General features: G+C 62.5%; 14 protein-coding genes. 6 read left to right on the plus strand and 8 right to left on the minus strand.

The window, feature by feature from the left end; all coding sequences use genetic code 11:
- The first annotated feature begins 21 nt into the window (after positions 1-21).
- Positions 22-594 (plus strand): aminoacyl-tRNA hydrolase, encoded by a 573-nt coding sequence (gene pth, locus PCS43_RS14085; RefSeq protein ID WP_003946229.1) that lies wholly within the window; start codon positions 22-24, stop codon positions 592-594.
- 3 nt (positions 595-597) lie between these two features.
- On the opposite strand, the gene PCS43_RS14090 is transcribed toward pth, so the two are convergent.
- On the minus strand, positions 598-2,232 hold the full coding sequence (locus PCS43_RS14090) for a fatty acyl-AMP ligase (protein WP_209909546.1): 1,635 nt from the start codon (positions 2,230-2,232) through the stop codon (positions 598-600).
- Positions 2,233-2,584: 352 nt separating this feature from the next.
- Between PCS43_RS14090 and PCS43_RS14095 the strand changes: the two genes are divergently transcribed.
- The 3 genes from PCS43_RS14095 (at position 2,585) to PCS43_RS33455 (ending at position 5,488) form a co-directional block, all read left to right on the plus strand.
- Complete coding sequence (locus tag PCS43_RS14095) at positions 2,585-4,189, plus strand: peptide chain release factor 3 (RefSeq protein ID WP_135000451.1); 1,605 nt, start codon at positions 2,585-2,587, stop codon at positions 4,187-4,189.
- A complete protein-coding gene (pnuC, locus tag PCS43_RS14100; protein ID WP_050654516.1) occupies positions 4,189-4,839 on the plus strand; it encodes a nicotinamide riboside transporter PnuC in 651 nt (216 codons plus the stop codon). Before PCS43_RS14095 ends, pnuC begins: the two co-directional genes overlap by 1 nt.
- A 340-nt stretch (positions 4,840-5,179) precedes the next feature.
- A complete protein-coding gene (locus PCS43_RS33455; RefSeq protein ID WP_306669658.1) occupies positions 5,180-5,488 on the plus strand; it encodes a hypothetical protein in 309 nt (102 codons plus the stop codon).
- Positions 5,489-5,506: 18 nt separating this feature from the next.
- Here PCS43_RS33455 and PCS43_RS14110 read toward each other — a convergent pair whose 3' ends face one another.
- The 7 genes from PCS43_RS14110 to PCS43_RS14140 form a co-directional block, all read right to left on the minus strand.
- Entirely contained in the window at positions 5,507-6,181 is a 675-nt protein-coding gene (locus tag PCS43_RS14110) for a pyridoxine/pyridoxamine 5'-phosphate oxidase (RefSeq protein ID WP_209909549.1), read from the minus strand.
- A gap of 25 nt (positions 6,182-6,206) precedes the next feature.
- Positions 6,207-6,707 carry a nuclear transport factor 2 family protein gene (locus PCS43_RS14115; protein WP_003946235.1) on the minus strand — a complete coding sequence of 167 codons (501 nt, stop codon included), beginning with the start codon at positions 6,705-6,707 and terminating at the stop codon, positions 6,207-6,209.
- A 97-nt stretch (positions 6,708-6,804) separates the two neighbouring features.
- Entirely contained in the window at positions 6,805-7,446 is a 642-nt protein-coding gene (locus PCS43_RS14120) for a TetR/AcrR family transcriptional regulator (protein ID WP_235867843.1), read from the minus strand.
- A gap of 5 nt (positions 7,447-7,451) precedes the next feature.
- Positions 7,452-9,188, minus strand: coding sequence for an ABC transporter ATP-binding protein (locus tag PCS43_RS14125; protein WP_064443917.1), 1,737 nt, complete (start codon positions 9,186-9,188; stop codon positions 7,452-7,454).
- On the minus strand, positions 9,185-11,110 hold the full coding sequence (locus PCS43_RS14130; protein ID WP_238592662.1) for an ABC transporter ATP-binding protein: 1,926 nt from the start codon (positions 11,108-11,110) through the stop codon (positions 9,185-9,187). Before PCS43_RS14130 ends, PCS43_RS14125 begins: the two co-directional genes overlap by 4 nt.
- Complete coding sequence (locus PCS43_RS14135; RefSeq protein ID WP_058037023.1) at positions 11,107-12,099, minus strand: ABC transporter substrate-binding protein; 993 nt, start codon at positions 12,097-12,099, stop codon at positions 11,107-11,109. Before PCS43_RS14135 ends, PCS43_RS14130 begins: the two co-directional genes overlap by 4 nt.
- Before the next feature lie 55 nt (positions 12,100-12,154).
- Positions 12,155-13,537 carry an MFS transporter gene (locus PCS43_RS14140; protein ID WP_030536300.1) on the minus strand — a complete coding sequence of 461 codons (1,383 nt, stop codon included), beginning with the start codon at positions 13,535-13,537 and terminating at the stop codon, positions 12,155-12,157.
- An 83-nt stretch (positions 13,538-13,620) separates the two neighbouring features.
- Here PCS43_RS14140 and PCS43_RS14145 point away from each other — a divergent pair, with 83 nt between their 5' ends.
- On the plus strand, positions 13,621-14,259 hold the full coding sequence (locus PCS43_RS14145) for a TetR/AcrR family transcriptional regulator (protein ID WP_030536301.1): 639 nt from the start codon (positions 13,621-13,623) through the stop codon (positions 14,257-14,259).
- 71 nt (positions 14,260-14,330) lie between these two features.
- Positions 14,331-15,305, plus strand: coding sequence for an ABC transporter substrate-binding protein (locus PCS43_RS14150; protein ID WP_030536302.1), 975 nt, complete (start codon positions 14,331-14,333; stop codon positions 15,303-15,305).
- Position 15,306 lies beyond the last annotated feature (1 nt).

The following is a 15,306-nucleotide window of genomic DNA, read 5'->3' on the forward strand; positions in this document are numbered from 1 at the left end:
CAAGCCAGAAAGTAGCGTCCGTTGAGCACAGATACCGCCCTCGTCATCGGCCTGGGTAATCCCGGCCCCCAGTACGAGAAGACCCGGCACAACGTCGGCTTCATGGTCGCCGGCACCCTTGCCGGGCGCATGGGCGGAAAGTTCAACGTACACAAGAAGAGTGGTGCCGAAATCGTCGAAGGTCGCCTCGCCGGCCGACGCGTGATTCTCGGAAAACCACGCTCGTACATGAATCTCTCGGGTGGCGCTGTCGCCGGTCTCGCGCGGTTCTTCTCGGTCGACGCCGCGAACATCATCGTCGTCCACGACGAACTGGATCTCGATTTCGGGACGATCAGACTCAAACTCGGCGGCGGCGAAGGCGGCCACAACGGCCTGCGGTCCATTTCGAGTTCGTTGACCACCAAGGACTACCTGCGCACGCGCGTCGGGATCGGTCGTCCGCCGGGCCGCATGGACCCGGCGGACTACGTTCTCAAGCCGTTCTCGTCCACGGAGCGAAAAGAACTCGATCTCGTATGCGAAGAGGCTGCGGATGCAGTGGAGCTACTGCTCGAACTCGGGTTGGAAGCCGCACAGAACCGCCTGCACTGACGGTCAGTTACCCAGCAGTGCAGCCGAATTGGCGCGGCGGAGCTTCCCCGACGACGTCTTCGGGATACTGCCGGGACCCAGGACCGCAACGGTGCGAGGTCGGACACCGACGTCGGCAACCACGGCGTGGACCACTTCGCGTTCGATACGCTTGACCTCTTCCGGATCTTCGAAAGCGTTGGTCTCGACGGCGACTGCAAAGCTCTCACGCTTCTGGCCGGCGTCGAGACGAATCGCGACGGCATTTCCGGGACGCACACCGGCAACGGTTCCGGCCGCCCGCTCGATGTCTGTGGGGTACACGTTCCGGCCGCCCATGATGATGACGTCCTTGACTCGCCCGCACACCACGACCAGTCCTTCCTCGGTGAAGTACCCGACGTCACCGGTGTCGAGCCAACCGTCGGCGTCCTGGGCCGGCTTGTGTCCGTCGACCGTGACGTACCCGGGGGTGACTGCCTTGCCGCGAACCTCGATGATTCCGACACCGCGGGCCGGAAGCACCTGACCGTCACGGTCGACGATGCGTCCCTCGAGGTCAGGCACCATCTTGCCGAGTGTGGCGAGGGCACGAGCGTTGGGGCGATTGGACGGCACCGCTCGAGACATCGACTCGAGAAAGTCTGGATCGACGTAGTCGAGGACCTGACCTTGATCGGGATCCGGAATCGACACGGCGAGCGTGGTTTCCGCCATTCCGTACACGGGCGCCAGCGCAGTCGGGTTCAAACCGAAACGCGCACCTGCCTCGGCGAGTGCATCCATCGTGTCGGGATCCACCGGCTCGGCGCCGTTCCACATGTATCGGACGCTGGACAGGTCGACTGCCCCGTCTTCCGCCTGTGCGAGTCGACGAGCCAAGAGCGAGTACGCGAAGTTCGGTGCGGCGGTGACGGTTCCGCCGTACTTGCCCATCAGTTCGGCCCACAGCACCGGGGTGCGCAGGAAATCCATCGGCGTGATGCTGATGACCTCTGCGCCCACCTGCATCGGAACCGTGAGAAAACCGACCATGCCCATGTCGTGGAAGAGCGGAAGCCAGCTCACCATCACGTCGTCTTCGATGGAGAACTTGATGCGGTTGATCATGGCGTAGGCATTTGTGTAGAAGTTCTCGTGCGTGATCTGCACGGCCTTGGGCGAACCGGTGGAACCGGACGTCAACTGCTGGAGTGCGATATCCGATTCGGCCGTCTCCACGGGATCGATCGACGTTCCGCTGCGAAGCTCGTCCACCGTCACGACGGTGATGCCACGCTCTTCGAGGAGCGGCTTGGCCGCGTCGAAGGGCGCACCAAGAATGACGGCTTTCGCGGAGATCATGTCGATCACAGTCTCGGTGTCCTGAGCCCAGACGCCCAGATCCGTTCGGGGGGTCGGCTGATGCAGCATCGTCACCGACGCACCGCGCATCCACGTCGCCTGGCAGGCAGGTGCGATGTCGACGGGCTGTCCGGCGAGAATGCCGATCGCGACGCCGCGATCGATACCGACCTCGGCCAGGCCGCCGGCCATGCGCCTAGCCTCCTGGTGGATGTCGCCCCAGGTCTGACGGAAAGCGTTGTCCGGCTCTCCCGTCACCAGGCCGCGGTCGGTGACTGCGGCGGTCGCATACATCTCTTCGGTGAACTTGCTCAACGCAACTCCTCGGTCAGTGTCACTCTTCGATCAGTGCAACTCTTCGCAGGACACAAATGGCTGTGTGTTCGAACACACACATACATGGATAATCAGCGATCGTTCGCCGAGTGTTACGCCGCAGTGGCTATTGCATCGTGGTCTGCGAGTATCCTTTCTCTGTTGTGCTGCCGCACTCTCCACCTGTCCGCGCACCGGCACGTCGCCGGCACCGACGCCCACTTCGAGAGGTTCTTCGTTGACTACCCCGTCCGACTCGACCGTCCCTTCCGACTCGACTGTCCAGTCCGACACCGAAGGCCCCGATTCAACCGAGAGCGGGTCGGTCGCGGTCACGACGACGACCAAGGGCCTGTCCGCCGAGGCAGAGCGTCGCCGCACCTTCGCCGTCATCTCGCATCCCGACGCCGGAAAGTCGACGCTGACCGAAGCGCTGGCACTGCACGCGAAGAAGATCTCGGAGGCAGGAGCCGTCCACGGCAAGGCAGGCCGCAAGTCGACGGTCTCGGACTGGATGGAGATGGAGAAGGCCCGCGGCATTTCCGTCAGTTCCACCGCACTGCAGTTCAACTACCACTCGTCCGAGACCCCGGACGAGCAGATCAACGTCATCAACCTCGTCGACACCCCCGGTCACTCCGACTTCTCCGAGGACACGTACCGCGTCCTGACCGCCGTCGACGCGGCGGTCATGCTCATCGACGCTGCCAAGGGCCTCGAACCGCAGACGCTCAAGCTGTTTCAGGTGTGTCGTCACCGCGGCATTCCGGTCATCACCGTCATCAACAAGTGGGACCGTCCCGGTCAGACTCCTCTCGAACTGCTCGACGAGATCAGCGAACGGATCGGCCTCACACCCACCCCCCTGTACTGGCCGGTCGGCATCGCCGGCGACTTCCGCGGACTGCTGCGGCGCGGTGAAGACGGTGAGGCTCGCGAGTACGTCCGCTTCACCCGTACCGCAGGCGGCGCGAAGATCGCCCCCGAAGAGGTCATGGACGCCGACGCGGCGCTCGCCAAGGAAGGCTCCGAGTGGGAGACCGCGGCCGAGGAGAGTGAACTGCTCTCCGCTACCGGCCAGGACCACGATCAGGAGATGTTCCTCGCCGGTCAGACTTCCCCGGTGATCTTCGCGTCCGCGATGCTCAACTTCGGCGTCCGCCAGATCCTCGACACCCTCGTCGAATTGGCGCCGCCGCCGCGTGGGCGCGAAGACCTCAGCGGCAAGCCGCGCGAGGTCACCGATCCGTTCAGTGCGGTCGTCTTCAAGGTGCAGGCCGGTATGGACACCGCGCACCGCGACCGTCTGGCGTTCATGCGCATCGTCTCCGGCGTGTTCGAGCGCGGCATGGTTGTCACACACGCCCAAACCGGCAAGCCCTTCACGACCAAGTACGCCCAGACGGTGTTCGGACGTGAACGTTCCACCGTCGAATCCGCGTTCCCCGGCGACGTCGTCGGCCTCGTCAACGCCACCGCACTCGCACCCGGCCACACGCTGTACACCGAGAAGAAGGTGGAGTTCCCGCCGATCCCGTCGTTCGCGCCGGAACACTTCTCGATCCTGCGCGCCGAAAGCGCCGGCAAGTACAAGCAGTTCCGCCGTGCTGTCGACCAACTCGATTCCGAGGGCGTCGTCCAGATTCTCCGCAACGACATCCGCGGCGACGCCTCCCCCGTCATGGCGGCCGTCGGCCCGATGCAGTTCGAGGTCGTCGCAGCACGCATGAAGGCCGAGTTCAACGTCGAGGCCAAGATGGAACCGCTCGGCTACGCATTGGCTCGCCGTACCGACGCCGCGTCCGAGGTCGAACTGAACCGTCAACGAGGTGTGGAGGTCTTCACCCGTTCCGACGGTGTTCTGCTCGCCCTGGTCAGTGACAAGTGGCGCCTGCAGTACATCCAGAAGGAACTCCCGGATCTGACGCTCGAACCCCTCGTCGCTGCTGCGGACTGATGAGCCTGATCGAGGCGCTGTTCGACGCCGAACTGCACATCGGCAGCGCCACGATTCTCTGGCGGGAGATCATCGGAAACGCGTTCGGAATCGGCTCCGCGATCGCGGGCGCGCGACGCTCGGTATGGGCGTGGCCCGTCGGTATAGCCGGAAATGCCTTGTTGTTCACGGTGTTCATGGGCGCACTTTTCCACACGCCGCAAGAGCTCAATCTCTACGGCCAGGCCGGCCGTCAGTTGTTGTTCATCACCGTCAGCGTCTACGGGTGGACTCAGTGGCGACGCGGGGCACGCGACTCCGGTCGCGCAGTCCTGCCCCATTGGGCGACAACTCGCGAGCGCGTCGCCATGATCGCCGTCATGACCAGCGGCACAATCGCTTTCGCCTGGATCTTCGACCTCCTCGGCTCGTACGGAGCGTGGGCGGAGGCCTGGATCTTCACCGGCTCCATCCTCGCGACATACGGCATGGCGCGCGGCTGGACCGAATTCTGGCTCATCTGGATCGGCGTCGACGCCGTTGGTGTTCCCCTTCTTTTCCGAGCCGGCTATTACCCTTCGGCGATCCTCTATCTGGTCTATGCATTCTTCGTCCTGTGGGGCTTCGCAATGTGGCTGCGCATTCAACGCCGAACTCCACAAGGGGTGTGACCGTAAACCAACTCCTGGTATGTTTGCGTCGATTAAGCAAACCGGCGGTCTGTTTACGGGCATCAGGAGCGAAACAATGGAAGACAAGAATTCTCACGGAATAGCGGGCCCCAACGGTTCCGGCAACGGATCGAGAGCCAATAGTTCCGCAAGTAATGGTTCTGCAAGCAATGGTTCTGCAAGCAATGGTTCTGGGAGCAACCTTTCCACGGGTAACGGTTCCAGCAGTGCCACCGCCACAGCGGATTTTCTGTCGACCGCACCCAAGCAATCCGATGCATTCACGTTTCCGCTTCCTGCCCGAACCACGGCCGCACACAGCAGCGGAGAGGACCTTTCAGTGCCAGCTTCAACACGCGAATCATCGAGGACGCTCGAAACTCGAAGTCGTACCGTCGTACGTCGCGACGCGATGGGCGTAGCCGCCGTTCGAGTGGCCGGTCGACTCACCCACACCGAACTCATCGCAAATCAGGCCTCACCCTCGAGCGCACATTCCTCCGATCCCACGACGGATCTGGACGAGTTGCTCACGATGCTCGGCAGCTACCTGTTGTCCTCGGGGTTCGAACATCCCGAAATCCACGCCAAGCTGGGCGGACAGTCGATCGTCGTCAACCTCGTATCGCCGGAGATCAGCGCGAGCTGATCTGGGCCCAGCTGCCCCTTAGGGCCACAGCACTGCTCGTGTCCATGCTCGGTCCGAGCCGCGCCGGTACAACCACCGCTGATGTCGACGCCCGGAGTCTGCCTGCCAGAACTCGACAGACTCCGGCTCGAGGCACCACGCACGCCAGTCCTTCGACACGAACCCTGGGTCGTCGCTGATGCTTGCTTCCGCAGCGGCCACCGACGCGTCGTACGCCCCTAAGTCTTCGAGCACCTCGCTCTGCTTACTTGCCGTCGCCACCGCTCGCGCGGTGACGGAGCGTTCGACGAAGTCTCGGCGTCGAAGTGCGTCGTCGCCCTCGCGAACCGTTCCGCGAATCCGGATCTGTTGACCCGTCTCGCGCCAGTAGAAGGCGAGCGATGCTCGCGGATTTTCTTTCAGCTCAACACCTTTCGGCGAAGCAGCTGAACCAGAGAACCAGAACCCACCCTCGGTCACGTCCTTGAGGATGAGGAAGCGAGAATCAGGCATACCGTCGCCGTCCACGGTCGAGAGCGCACACACGTGTGGCTCGACGACGCCGAAGGCCACGGCCGCACGGAGCCAGTCGAGGAACAACTCCCCCGGCTTTTCCGGAAAACACTCGGGCGCGGGCGGCGGAGTTCCGGTCAGCGCGGGGATACCGCGAATCCACGTCCGTACGTCAGGCAGCGAAAAATCTGCATCAACCATGAGCCGACTCTAATCGCGGGCGACCTCAGGAGACGTTGCGAACGACCGAGTCGCCGAACGACGGTTGCTGCAGCAGCGCCCACTTGTTGGACGTCAATCGGAAACTCGGCATGTCGGCGAGCGCCACCACCGATTCCCAGGTCCGCTCGTAGCTCGTGTGGGAGATTCGCCATTCACCGTCGCTGCAGCGGGTGTATCTGTCGTGATAGAAGGCCGATCCGCGAAGCAGCATGCCGTCTTCGGGGATTACCACTGTGTCCGCGAGGCACCAGATCCCGGTTGCGGTGTCTCCGTCGACGTCGATCTCGGGTTGCCCGCACTGATGTTCGGTGATGATGTGTGATCCGAGAGTGTTCTCGAGGAAGGAGACGAACGAATCTCGGGAATCGAAACTGAGTTGTTCTCCGTAGATCGCGGTGGCGTCGACGGTCAGAGTGTCGGCGAATTCGACCCACGATTTGGTGTCCAAGGCGCGTGCGTATCGGTACTTGAGTCTTTGGATGAGAACAATCGCTTCGAGATCCATGATCCCCGCCTCCCGGTGCAGCAACCACCCGTCCTATGTGTGCACATTAGCCTGTATCAAACCGAAACGGGCATTACTCTCAAAGCTAGTAGAAATGTCAGCCGATAACACGCTTTTCCAGGCCGTCGAGCATGATCGTGATCTTCTCGTCCAACCAACCTCGCCCGTGCCACGTCGATTCGTCGCCGATTCCCTCGATCAACGACTCCGATGCATTCCAACTTTCCTGATACGCCTGTCGCGCGGAACGTGAATCGGCGGAGCTGACGGTCTTGTCCATCGCCGCCATCATTGCGAACTGCGTCATGGTCACCTCGGAGATGAAGTCCACCGCCAATATCGCATCGTGGGGTGTGAAGCCTTGCGCAGTCAACGAACCGACCAGTTTCTCCACGATCTCGATTATCGCCGGCGGCGTGCCCGGAACTGCGAGACCGACCTGGGCCAGACCTGGATAGCGCTCGAACGAGGACCACAGAACGTCGCAGAAATCCTTCAGGAATTCGCGCCACGGACGATTCGTATCGGGCCATACAGTCTGACGCACAACATGATCCGAGCAGGCACGCAGCAGCGCTTCGCGGTCTGCGAAGTAGCGATAAAGTGCAGAATGACTGACGCCCAGCCGCTTTGCCACGCTCGGCATGGTCAGTTCACTCAGATCACCGGCCAGGGCGGCCTCGACGATGTCCGTTGTCGACAACGTCGGCGGCCGCCCCGTCTTCTTTCCGGTCTGCATTCTGCTCAGCTTGCCACCAACCGCCATCCCGACGCACGGTGGCGCTGGTTCCAGAACGCGGCGTAGTTCCCACCGGCTGCGAGCAGAACTTCGTGGGTTCCCACTTCGACGATCGATCCGTCGTCACCGAGCACGATGATCTGATCTGCGGCCACGACGGTCGACAGTTTGTGAGCGATCACGAGCAGTGTGCTTTCCCTGGCGAGTTCTTGCATCGCACGCTGCACGTGTGCCTCGTTCTCGGGATCGAGCGCGGCCGTCGCCTCGTCGAGCAGAACGACAGGTGCGCGTTTGAGGAGTGCGCGCGCAATGGAGACCCGCTGCCGCTCTCCACCGGACAGTGCCGTCCCGCCCTCACCGACACGGGTGTCCCAACCCCGCGGAAGCCGCTCGACGATTTCCGCGACGCCCGCGATCCGAGCCACGTCGAAGACTTCCTCGTCCGTGGCTTCGGGGCGGCCGAGGCGGATGTTCGCGATCAACGTGTCGTCGAAGAGGTACACGTCCTGGAAGACCAGAGACAGCTGCGACATCAGGTCGGCACTCGTGAGGTCCCGCACGTCGACGCCGCCGACACGCACCACACCGGAGTCGACGTCGTAGAAGCGCGAGATCAACCGGGTGACGGTGGTTTTGCCGGACCCTGACGGACCGACCAACGCCGTCAACGACTTCCGTGGCACGTCGAAGGAGATGTTTCGCAGAACCTGCACACCGTCCGCGTATCCGAAGTCGACGGCGTCGAACTGCACTGCCGTCTCCCCCGTCGCCGTCCCGCTGGTATCGGGTTCGACCATTGGTTCAACTTCGAGGATCTCGGACATTCGCCGGATTTCATTGCGTGCCATTCTGATTGCACCGCCGAACTCGCCGATCTCACCCAGCGGCTGGATGAACCGTGCGGTCAGTCCGAGTAGCGCGATCAACGTGACCGGATCGATGTCGCCGCCGAGCGCGAGGAACGCGCCCAAGATGATCACGGCAGAGAACACGAATTGCAGGGCGATCCCGTTGACCACGGACCCGATCACCACGAACCACAGTTGTGAACGACCCGCAGTGTGTTGCGCTTCGATCGCGTCGTCGAGCGGTTCGTACACCCCGTGGGTGCGTCCGAAAGCACGCAGGACCGGTTGGCAACGCGCGTATTCGAGCACTCGATTGTTCGATTCGACGGCCGCTGCATGAGCCCGATCGTCGGCCTTGGCAGTCATCGTCGAGGCAAATCGTGCTGCCGCGAAGAGAATCGGAACGCTGATTACCAGCGCGAGCCCGAGCCGCCAGTCGAAGAACAACATGCACACGACAATGGTTGCCGGGCTGGCAATTCCGGAGATGATCGGTGTCATCAGGTGCGCAGCGGCCCCCATCACCGAGATGGTGCCCTTGCTGGCAACCTGCGATACCTGCCCGAGTCGGCCGGCGCCGAACCAGCCGAGCGGCAGAGTGACGAGATGATCTCCCAGGCGCAGATGCATCGTCCGCAGCAGAGTGAGGGCCGACTCGAAACCCTTCATCGCCTGCAGGTAGTGCGCAATCGAACTGATCACAGCGCATACGGCCATGGCGGCGAGCCACCGAACGAAACTGCCCCAGCTCTGATCGAACAGTGCCTGCACCGCAGGGACCAGAAGCGCCACTGCCAAACCCTGCATCACGCCGTACAACACTGCCCACACCAGGAACTCGCGATAGCGGCCCTGATTCTGCGGGCCGAGTATCCGGAAGAGGTCGCGAATCATGAGTTGGCCTTTCCTGCTGCGTCAGACTTACCTGCGATGTTGCGTTCAATCGAGTCGGCCCGACTGTGCTCAATCGAGTCGGCCCGACTGTGTTCAATCGAGTCGGCCCGACTGTGACTCGCCCACATCCGCGCATAGGTTGAACCACTCGCCACAAGCTGATCGTGCGTGCCCTTCTCCACGATCCGTCCGGCGTCGAGGACCACGATCTGATCGGCACTCACGATCGAAGCCAACCGGTGCGCGATCACCAGCACGGTGCGCCCCACCGTCAAACGCGACAGCGCTTCTTGGATATCGGCTTCGGACTCCGGGTCGGCGAACGCGGTTGCCTCGTCGAGCACGAGAACAGGAGTGTCCGCGAGAATCGCACGCGCGATGGAGACTCTTTGGGCTTCACCACCCGAGAATCTGGCGTCGACCCCGACCACCGAGTCGTACCCCCTCGGGAGCGCTTCGATTCGGGTGTCGATCTGCGCGGCTGCGGCAGCGGCCTTCACCTCGGCCGAAGTCGCCTGCGGTTGGGCAAGCCGAATGTTGTCGAGCACGGTCGCTTCGACCAGCTGCACGTCCTGCAGAACGAATCCGACGTGGCGGTACAGCTCGTCGGTAGCGACTTCCCTGACGTCGACACCACCGATGGCCACGGATCCGGCACGCACGTCGTGGAACCTCGGAACCAGCGTTGCCAGCGTCGACTTACCCGAACCCGAAGGTCCGACCAGCGCCGTCACCGTACCCTCCGGCAGCGTCAGATCAATGTCGGTCAGAACGTCGGCGCCGTCGTCGTATGCAAAGGAAACTCCGGAGAATCGAACTTCGTTCCCCACAGGCTTTTTCGGATGATCGGTTTCCGGCAGAGCGTCGGTTGCGAACAGCGCGATCAGTCGCGCCGCAGCGGCGGCTGCCTCACGGCGAGCCTGCATACCGAAACCGATGGTCGTCACCGACACCGGAATCACCATCGCGACAAGAGAACTGGTCAGCACATCGATGGGTGACACCCATCCGGAGTGAACGAACCACGAGCCGAGGCCAAGGTTGACCACCAGCACAACCGGTGCGCTCAACGCAATCGAGGCCAGCGCCTCGGTCCGGAGCATCGGGCGAACCCAGCCCTCGTACGAGACGGCAAACGCCTTGGCAGCGTCGCGGTATCGAGAATGTGACTGCTTGTCCTGACCGAAGGTCTTGACCACTGCGATGCCGGTGACGAACTCGACGATGGTGTTGCTGATGGCCGCGATGCCCTCATTCATCCGGCTCATCTTGACGGCCATGTCCTTGGTCATCATCGCGTAGGCGATCATGTAGATCGGGAGGGTGGCAATCGCGACCAGTCCCAGACGCCAGTCGATCGAGATCACGTAGCCGAGCCCGACGAGCGGCACCGCGATGGCGCCGGTGGTCTCGACGGCGCTGTGCGCAACCAGGTAGTGGAGATCGGAGATGTCGTTCTGCGCGGCTTTTCGCACGGTTCCGGACGAGTGGGAGGTGAACCAGCCCAGTGGAAGTCGACCCAGTGTCGCTGCGATTCGACGCCGAAGCACAGCTTGAAGATTGACATCGGCGAAGTGCGTCACGATCAATGCACCGCCTCCGAAGAACGCACGCATACCCAGACCCAAGACGACCACCCACACGATCGTCCAGACGCGAGACGAGTCGATGTCGCCGCCCACGATCAGCGTCTTACCCAACTCGGCGATGGCCACGTACGGCACGATGGCCGCGACCGCGGCGATCACCTGCATCACCATCGCGATGGTGGTCCGTGTACGAACTGGCGCAAGGAGTTCGCGAAGCGCGCTCTTGTGCGCCGCCGCTTCAGCTTTGGCTTGCGAGGCTTCGGCCGTCGCTCCTTGTGATGCGTCGGCCTCTTCAGATGAAATGTCTGCTTTCGTGGCCTGTGTCGTCGTCATTTCGAGAACGCCTTCCATCGGGTAACTGCGTCGGCGTCGGATGCGATGCGGCCTTGGAGTTCCGCGCCGGTGAGAGTGCGATCGGCAAGAGCCTCGAGGTCTTCGAGGATCCAGTAGACCGCGAAAGGATAACTGCCGAACCAAAGTTCACCGCTCACGTCTGCCGTGCGTCCGGCCTTTACTGCGGAGATCTCGTTGAACAGTGGATTTGCGTGAACTAGAGCGCCGTCGTAGATGTTGCCCGAGGTCACGACCATCGCGTCCGCCGCATGCTGTCCGACCTCCTCGCCGGACACCGAAGACGTGGCAACACCTGTGTTGGGGCCGATCTTCGCGTCGAGTTCGGCTTGCGGGCGCCCGAAACCGGCTTCCTCGATGATCGAGGACATCGGCGACTGTGGGATGACGGTGTAGATGCCGCCGGAGAATCCCACCAGCACTGACAGTGTCTGCGGTTGCGCCTCGACCGTTCCGGATACTTCGGCAAATTTGGCCTCGAGCCTCGACACGATTTCGCGAGCTTCGGACTCTCGACCCAGTGCAGTCGCCGCGGTATTCAGAACTTCGCGCCACGGCGCCGCATAGGCGAGCACCGTCGTCGGGGCAATCTCGTTGGCCTGCACGGTGATCGACGTCAACGAGCCGACATCACTGAGCAGGATTCGGTCAGGATGAACGGCCGCGATCTGCTCCACATCTGGTGATTGGAAGAACGTCGGTTTGTCGACGACCTCGATCCCCTCACTCTGCAATATCTCCTTCGCCGCCTGCGACTGCAGCGTGGCGAAGACCGTATCGGGCTTGACCCCGAGCGTGAGTGCGTTGAGCGCTGCGAACTCGTCCAGTGCGAGCAGTTTCTGAGGTGCAGGTACGGCCGACGACTCGCCTGTTTCCGATGCGTCTGCGTCATCGCCGCCCACGGAGCAACCGACAAGCGCCGTTGCTGTCGCTGCGAGTGCCGTTGCTCGCAGGCCCCACTGCTGCCGCATCCTTCTCTCCCCGCTTTAGTTACACGCTGTCTCGATTAGGGGAGCCTACAATAAGTCACGCCTTTTGTGCAGTCCTCGTCGCTGGAAGTGCAATCGCCGGCAGACAGGCGACAACACTGATGACGGCACCCATCACGAACGCCAGCGCGAACGAGTCGCCGGAAATGCCGATCGCCAGGACCGCTGTGGTCACCGGGGCGCCCACCGCCGAACCGACGGTTCTGATCACACTGTTGACTCCACTGGCTGCTGCCATTTCCGATGGCGGGACGATCGAGGCAACCAACAGAGCACAGACCGCGAACCCCACGCCGTTCCCCGATCCGACGAGGGAAAAGAACGCCACGATCGCAACCACCGAACTCGGCCAGATCGCGAGTCCGACTGCGCCCGCCGCCATGAGGGCCAGCGCTATGACAGCGGGCACCCGCGGCCCGAATCGCCGCGCGAGAGCCGGCGTCAAGCGGCCACCGAGAAAGACGAGGACAGCGGCGGGCAAGAGCGCCAAGCCGGTCTGCACAACGGTGAATCCGCTTCCATACGTGGACGTTTCCGGCGCCTGGAGGATCCGCGGCAGACAGAGATAGAAAATGTACGGCACGAACCCGAACACCAGGGTGAGTGCGCTGGTGATCATCATCGGCTTGTCCCGAAAAACTCGCATGTCGACGATCGGCGCGTCGTGGCGGGAATCGACGGCAATCAGTGTCGCGAACGAAACGAACGCGACTACCACCAGACCCCAGAATCCGAGCGACAAAACTCCCCAGTCGGAGGCTTTCGTGATCGCCAATAGCAGGCTCACCAATCCGAACGCCAGAGCGCCGGCACCGGCCCAGTCCGTCGGCATACCCGGGCGGCGATGCGAGCCCGGAACCACGGCCACCACTGCGACCAATGCGAGCACGATCAAGATCCCGGTGATCACGAACAACCACTGCCAACTGAGATACTCGAGGATGACACCGCCGATCACCAGTGCACTTCCGGCACCGATTCCCAAAGTCCCAGCGAGCCAACCTATCCCTGAAGACAACTCGGGACCTACTACCGTTCTCCGCAGTACTGCCATCGCAAGCGGGAAGCTCGCCATGCTCACTCCCTGGACAGCTCGAACGACAAGCAGCACCCCGATATTCGGGGCGGCTGCCGCGGCAAATGTCGCGAGAGCGAAGATGATCAGGACGATCACCAGGACTCGCTTGTCGCCGAATCGGTCACCCATCGCGCCGACTATCGGAGCCATCACCGCGGCCGCCAACAGGTACGCCGTCAGGATCCAGCCGGTCACCGCCACGGACGTGTCGAAATGCTCACCCAACACCGGCAACGCCGGTACCAGCATGGTCTGCATGAGCGAGTAGACGAGTACCGCCCCCGCAAGCGCGGCGATCACCCGGCTCCCGGATCGCGTGGGCGCCTCCGCCAAGGTTGTCATCGACACCTTCCTCCAATCATGAATCGAATCGGAACGGAACACTCCGTTCCGATTGAGTAACCATGCATTGCTAGCCTGTGGGAATGGCGAAAGAGAATGCGAGCCTCCCCGGACGCGCCCGAGAAGCCGCAGACAACGACGTCACCGTACTGCGAGCAGCGCGCGAGATTTTTGCCGAACAGGGTTGGAATGCACCGGTATCGGCAATTGCCACCCGGGCCGGAGTGGGAGTAGGCAGCATCTATCGCCGATACCGAGGCAAGGAGGAACTGGCGCAATCCCTGCGCGTCTGGGCGATCGACCACCTCGCCACCCTCGCCCGAGAGTGCATGAGCACCGCGAAAACCGATGAAGCCGTATTGAAGACGTTCTTCTCGCGATATCTCACCGAATCAGTGGGACCGCTCATTCCGGTCCTCGGCGGCAAGTTACCTGAACACGCCGAAGTCACTCGTGCCGCCGAAGAATTGGAGGCCGCACTGCAATCGATGGTCGACGTCTGCATCGACGCTCGCGAAGTCCCGCCCGACTTCACTGCTGCTGACGTCATGCTCATGACAGTGCATCTGCGGCCGACTCTGCCGATCGAGGGTGATCGAGCCACCGAAATACACACGCGCTATCTCGACTTCATGCTCGACGGACTTCGTGGCGGAACACCTCGACCAACGATCACTCCCCCGTCCTGGAGCGAATGGCTTCAGATGTGGCAGGGCAACTGACCCCGAGAACACCCGAATGACATGTCAGGTTAGGCTTACCTAGCTTATTTCGCCATGTTCGGAAGGTTCTCATGAAAATCAATCGCCGGCTCGCCGGCTTCGCCACACTACCCGCCGTCGCCACGCTCCTACTCGCCGGTTGCGGAAGTAGCGACGCAGCGCCCTCTACCGAGACCAGGTCTGCCGACCAGTCCTGGAGTTACACAACGGGATACGGAAACACGATCACCCTCGACCACGCCCCGGAGCGGATCGTCGTCGACGCGTACTCCGCTGCGGCTCTGTGGGACTACGGCATTCGGCCGGTCGGCATCTTCGGTTACGGCGTCGGCAATCCAGACGTCACCGATCGCGCTGACGAGTCGACGATGACCGTCGTCGGCCGTGAAGGTGAACTCAGCGCGGAAGCTCTTGCGGCGCTGGACCCAGACCTGGTCATCGGGTACGGCAACAGCGACGACCCGACACGATGGACTTGGTGGGACGAGCCGATGGGCAAGACCGTCAACAATGTTGCACCGTTTGTCGGCGTCAAGTTCTCCGGAGCCTCGACACCGGACGTGTTGAACGAGTACGCCTCACTCGCCGAAGCACTCGGCGGGAACACCGACACAGCCGCAGCACGCGAGGGCAAGGAAGCATTCGAATCCGGTGCAGAGCGCATCCGAACTGCTGCGGCCAAGGTCGACGACATCGAAGTCCTCGCCCTGAACGGTGACAGCTCCGAGTTGTACGCAGGCACAACTGCGCTCGCTCAGTTCGGTTACCTGAAGGAACTGGGCGTGAAGTTCACCGGTCCGGGAGGCGACAAGGGCTGGGCCGATCTCAGCTGGGAACAGGTACCGGACTATCCGGCGGACATCGTGTTCCAGTTCGCGAAGTCGGCAGAGGCATTCGCGGCATCACCTGTGTTCGTCAAGCTGCCCGCGGTGACCGCGAACCAGGTGATCGACTTCGACGACAAGCGTCCCAACACCTACGCCAATTACGGCGCCTGGTTCGAGCAGGTTGCACAACTACTCGACCAGGCCCGCAACGTCGCCTGAA

The sequence above is a fragment of the Rhodococcus sp. C-2 genome (assembly GCF_027854095.1).
In the GTDB taxonomy this organism is placed as follows: Bacteria; Actinomycetota; Actinomycetes; order Mycobacteriales; family Mycobacteriaceae; genus Rhodococcus_F; species Rhodococcus_F qingshengii.

Bases quoted from the DNA above. Each gene is read 5' to 3' on its own strand.
- pnuC (WP_050654516.1), top strand. From the start codon at position 4,189: ATGAGCCTGATCGAGGCGCTGTTCGACGCCGAACTGCACATCGGCAGC.
- PCS43_RS14110 (WP_209909549.1), bottom strand. From the start codon at position 6,181: ATGGTTGATGCAGATTTTTCGCTGCCTGACGTACGGACGTGGATTCGC.
- PCS43_RS14115 (WP_003946235.1), bottom strand. From the start codon at position 6,707: ATGGATCTCGAAGCGATTGTTCTCATCCAAAGACTCAAGTACCGATAC.
- PCS43_RS14120 (WP_235867843.1), bottom strand. From the start codon at position 7,446: ATGCAGACCGGAAAGAAGACGGGGCGGCCGCCGACGTTGTCGACAACG.
- PCS43_RS14125 (WP_064443917.1), bottom strand. From the start codon at position 9,188: ATGATTCGCGACCTCTTCCGGATACTCGGCCCGCAGAATCAGGGCCGC.
- PCS43_RS14130 (WP_238592662.1), bottom strand. From the start codon at position 11,110: ATGACGACGACACAGGCCACGAAAGCAGACATTTCATCTGAAGAGGCC.
- PCS43_RS14135 (WP_058037023.1), bottom strand. From the start codon at position 12,099: ATGCGGCAGCAGTGGGGCCTGCGAGCAACGGCACTCGCAGCGACAGCA.
- PCS43_RS14140 (WP_030536300.1), bottom strand. From the start codon at position 13,537: ATGACAACCTTGGCGGAGGCGCCCACGCGATCCGGGAGCCGGGTGATC.
- PCS43_RS14145 (WP_030536301.1), top strand. From the start codon at position 13,621: ATGGCGAAAGAGAATGCGAGCCTCCCCGGACGCGCCCGAGAAGCCGCA.
- PCS43_RS14150 (WP_030536302.1), top strand. From the start codon at position 14,331: ATGAAAATCAATCGCCGGCTCGCCGGCTTCGCCACACTACCCGCCGTC.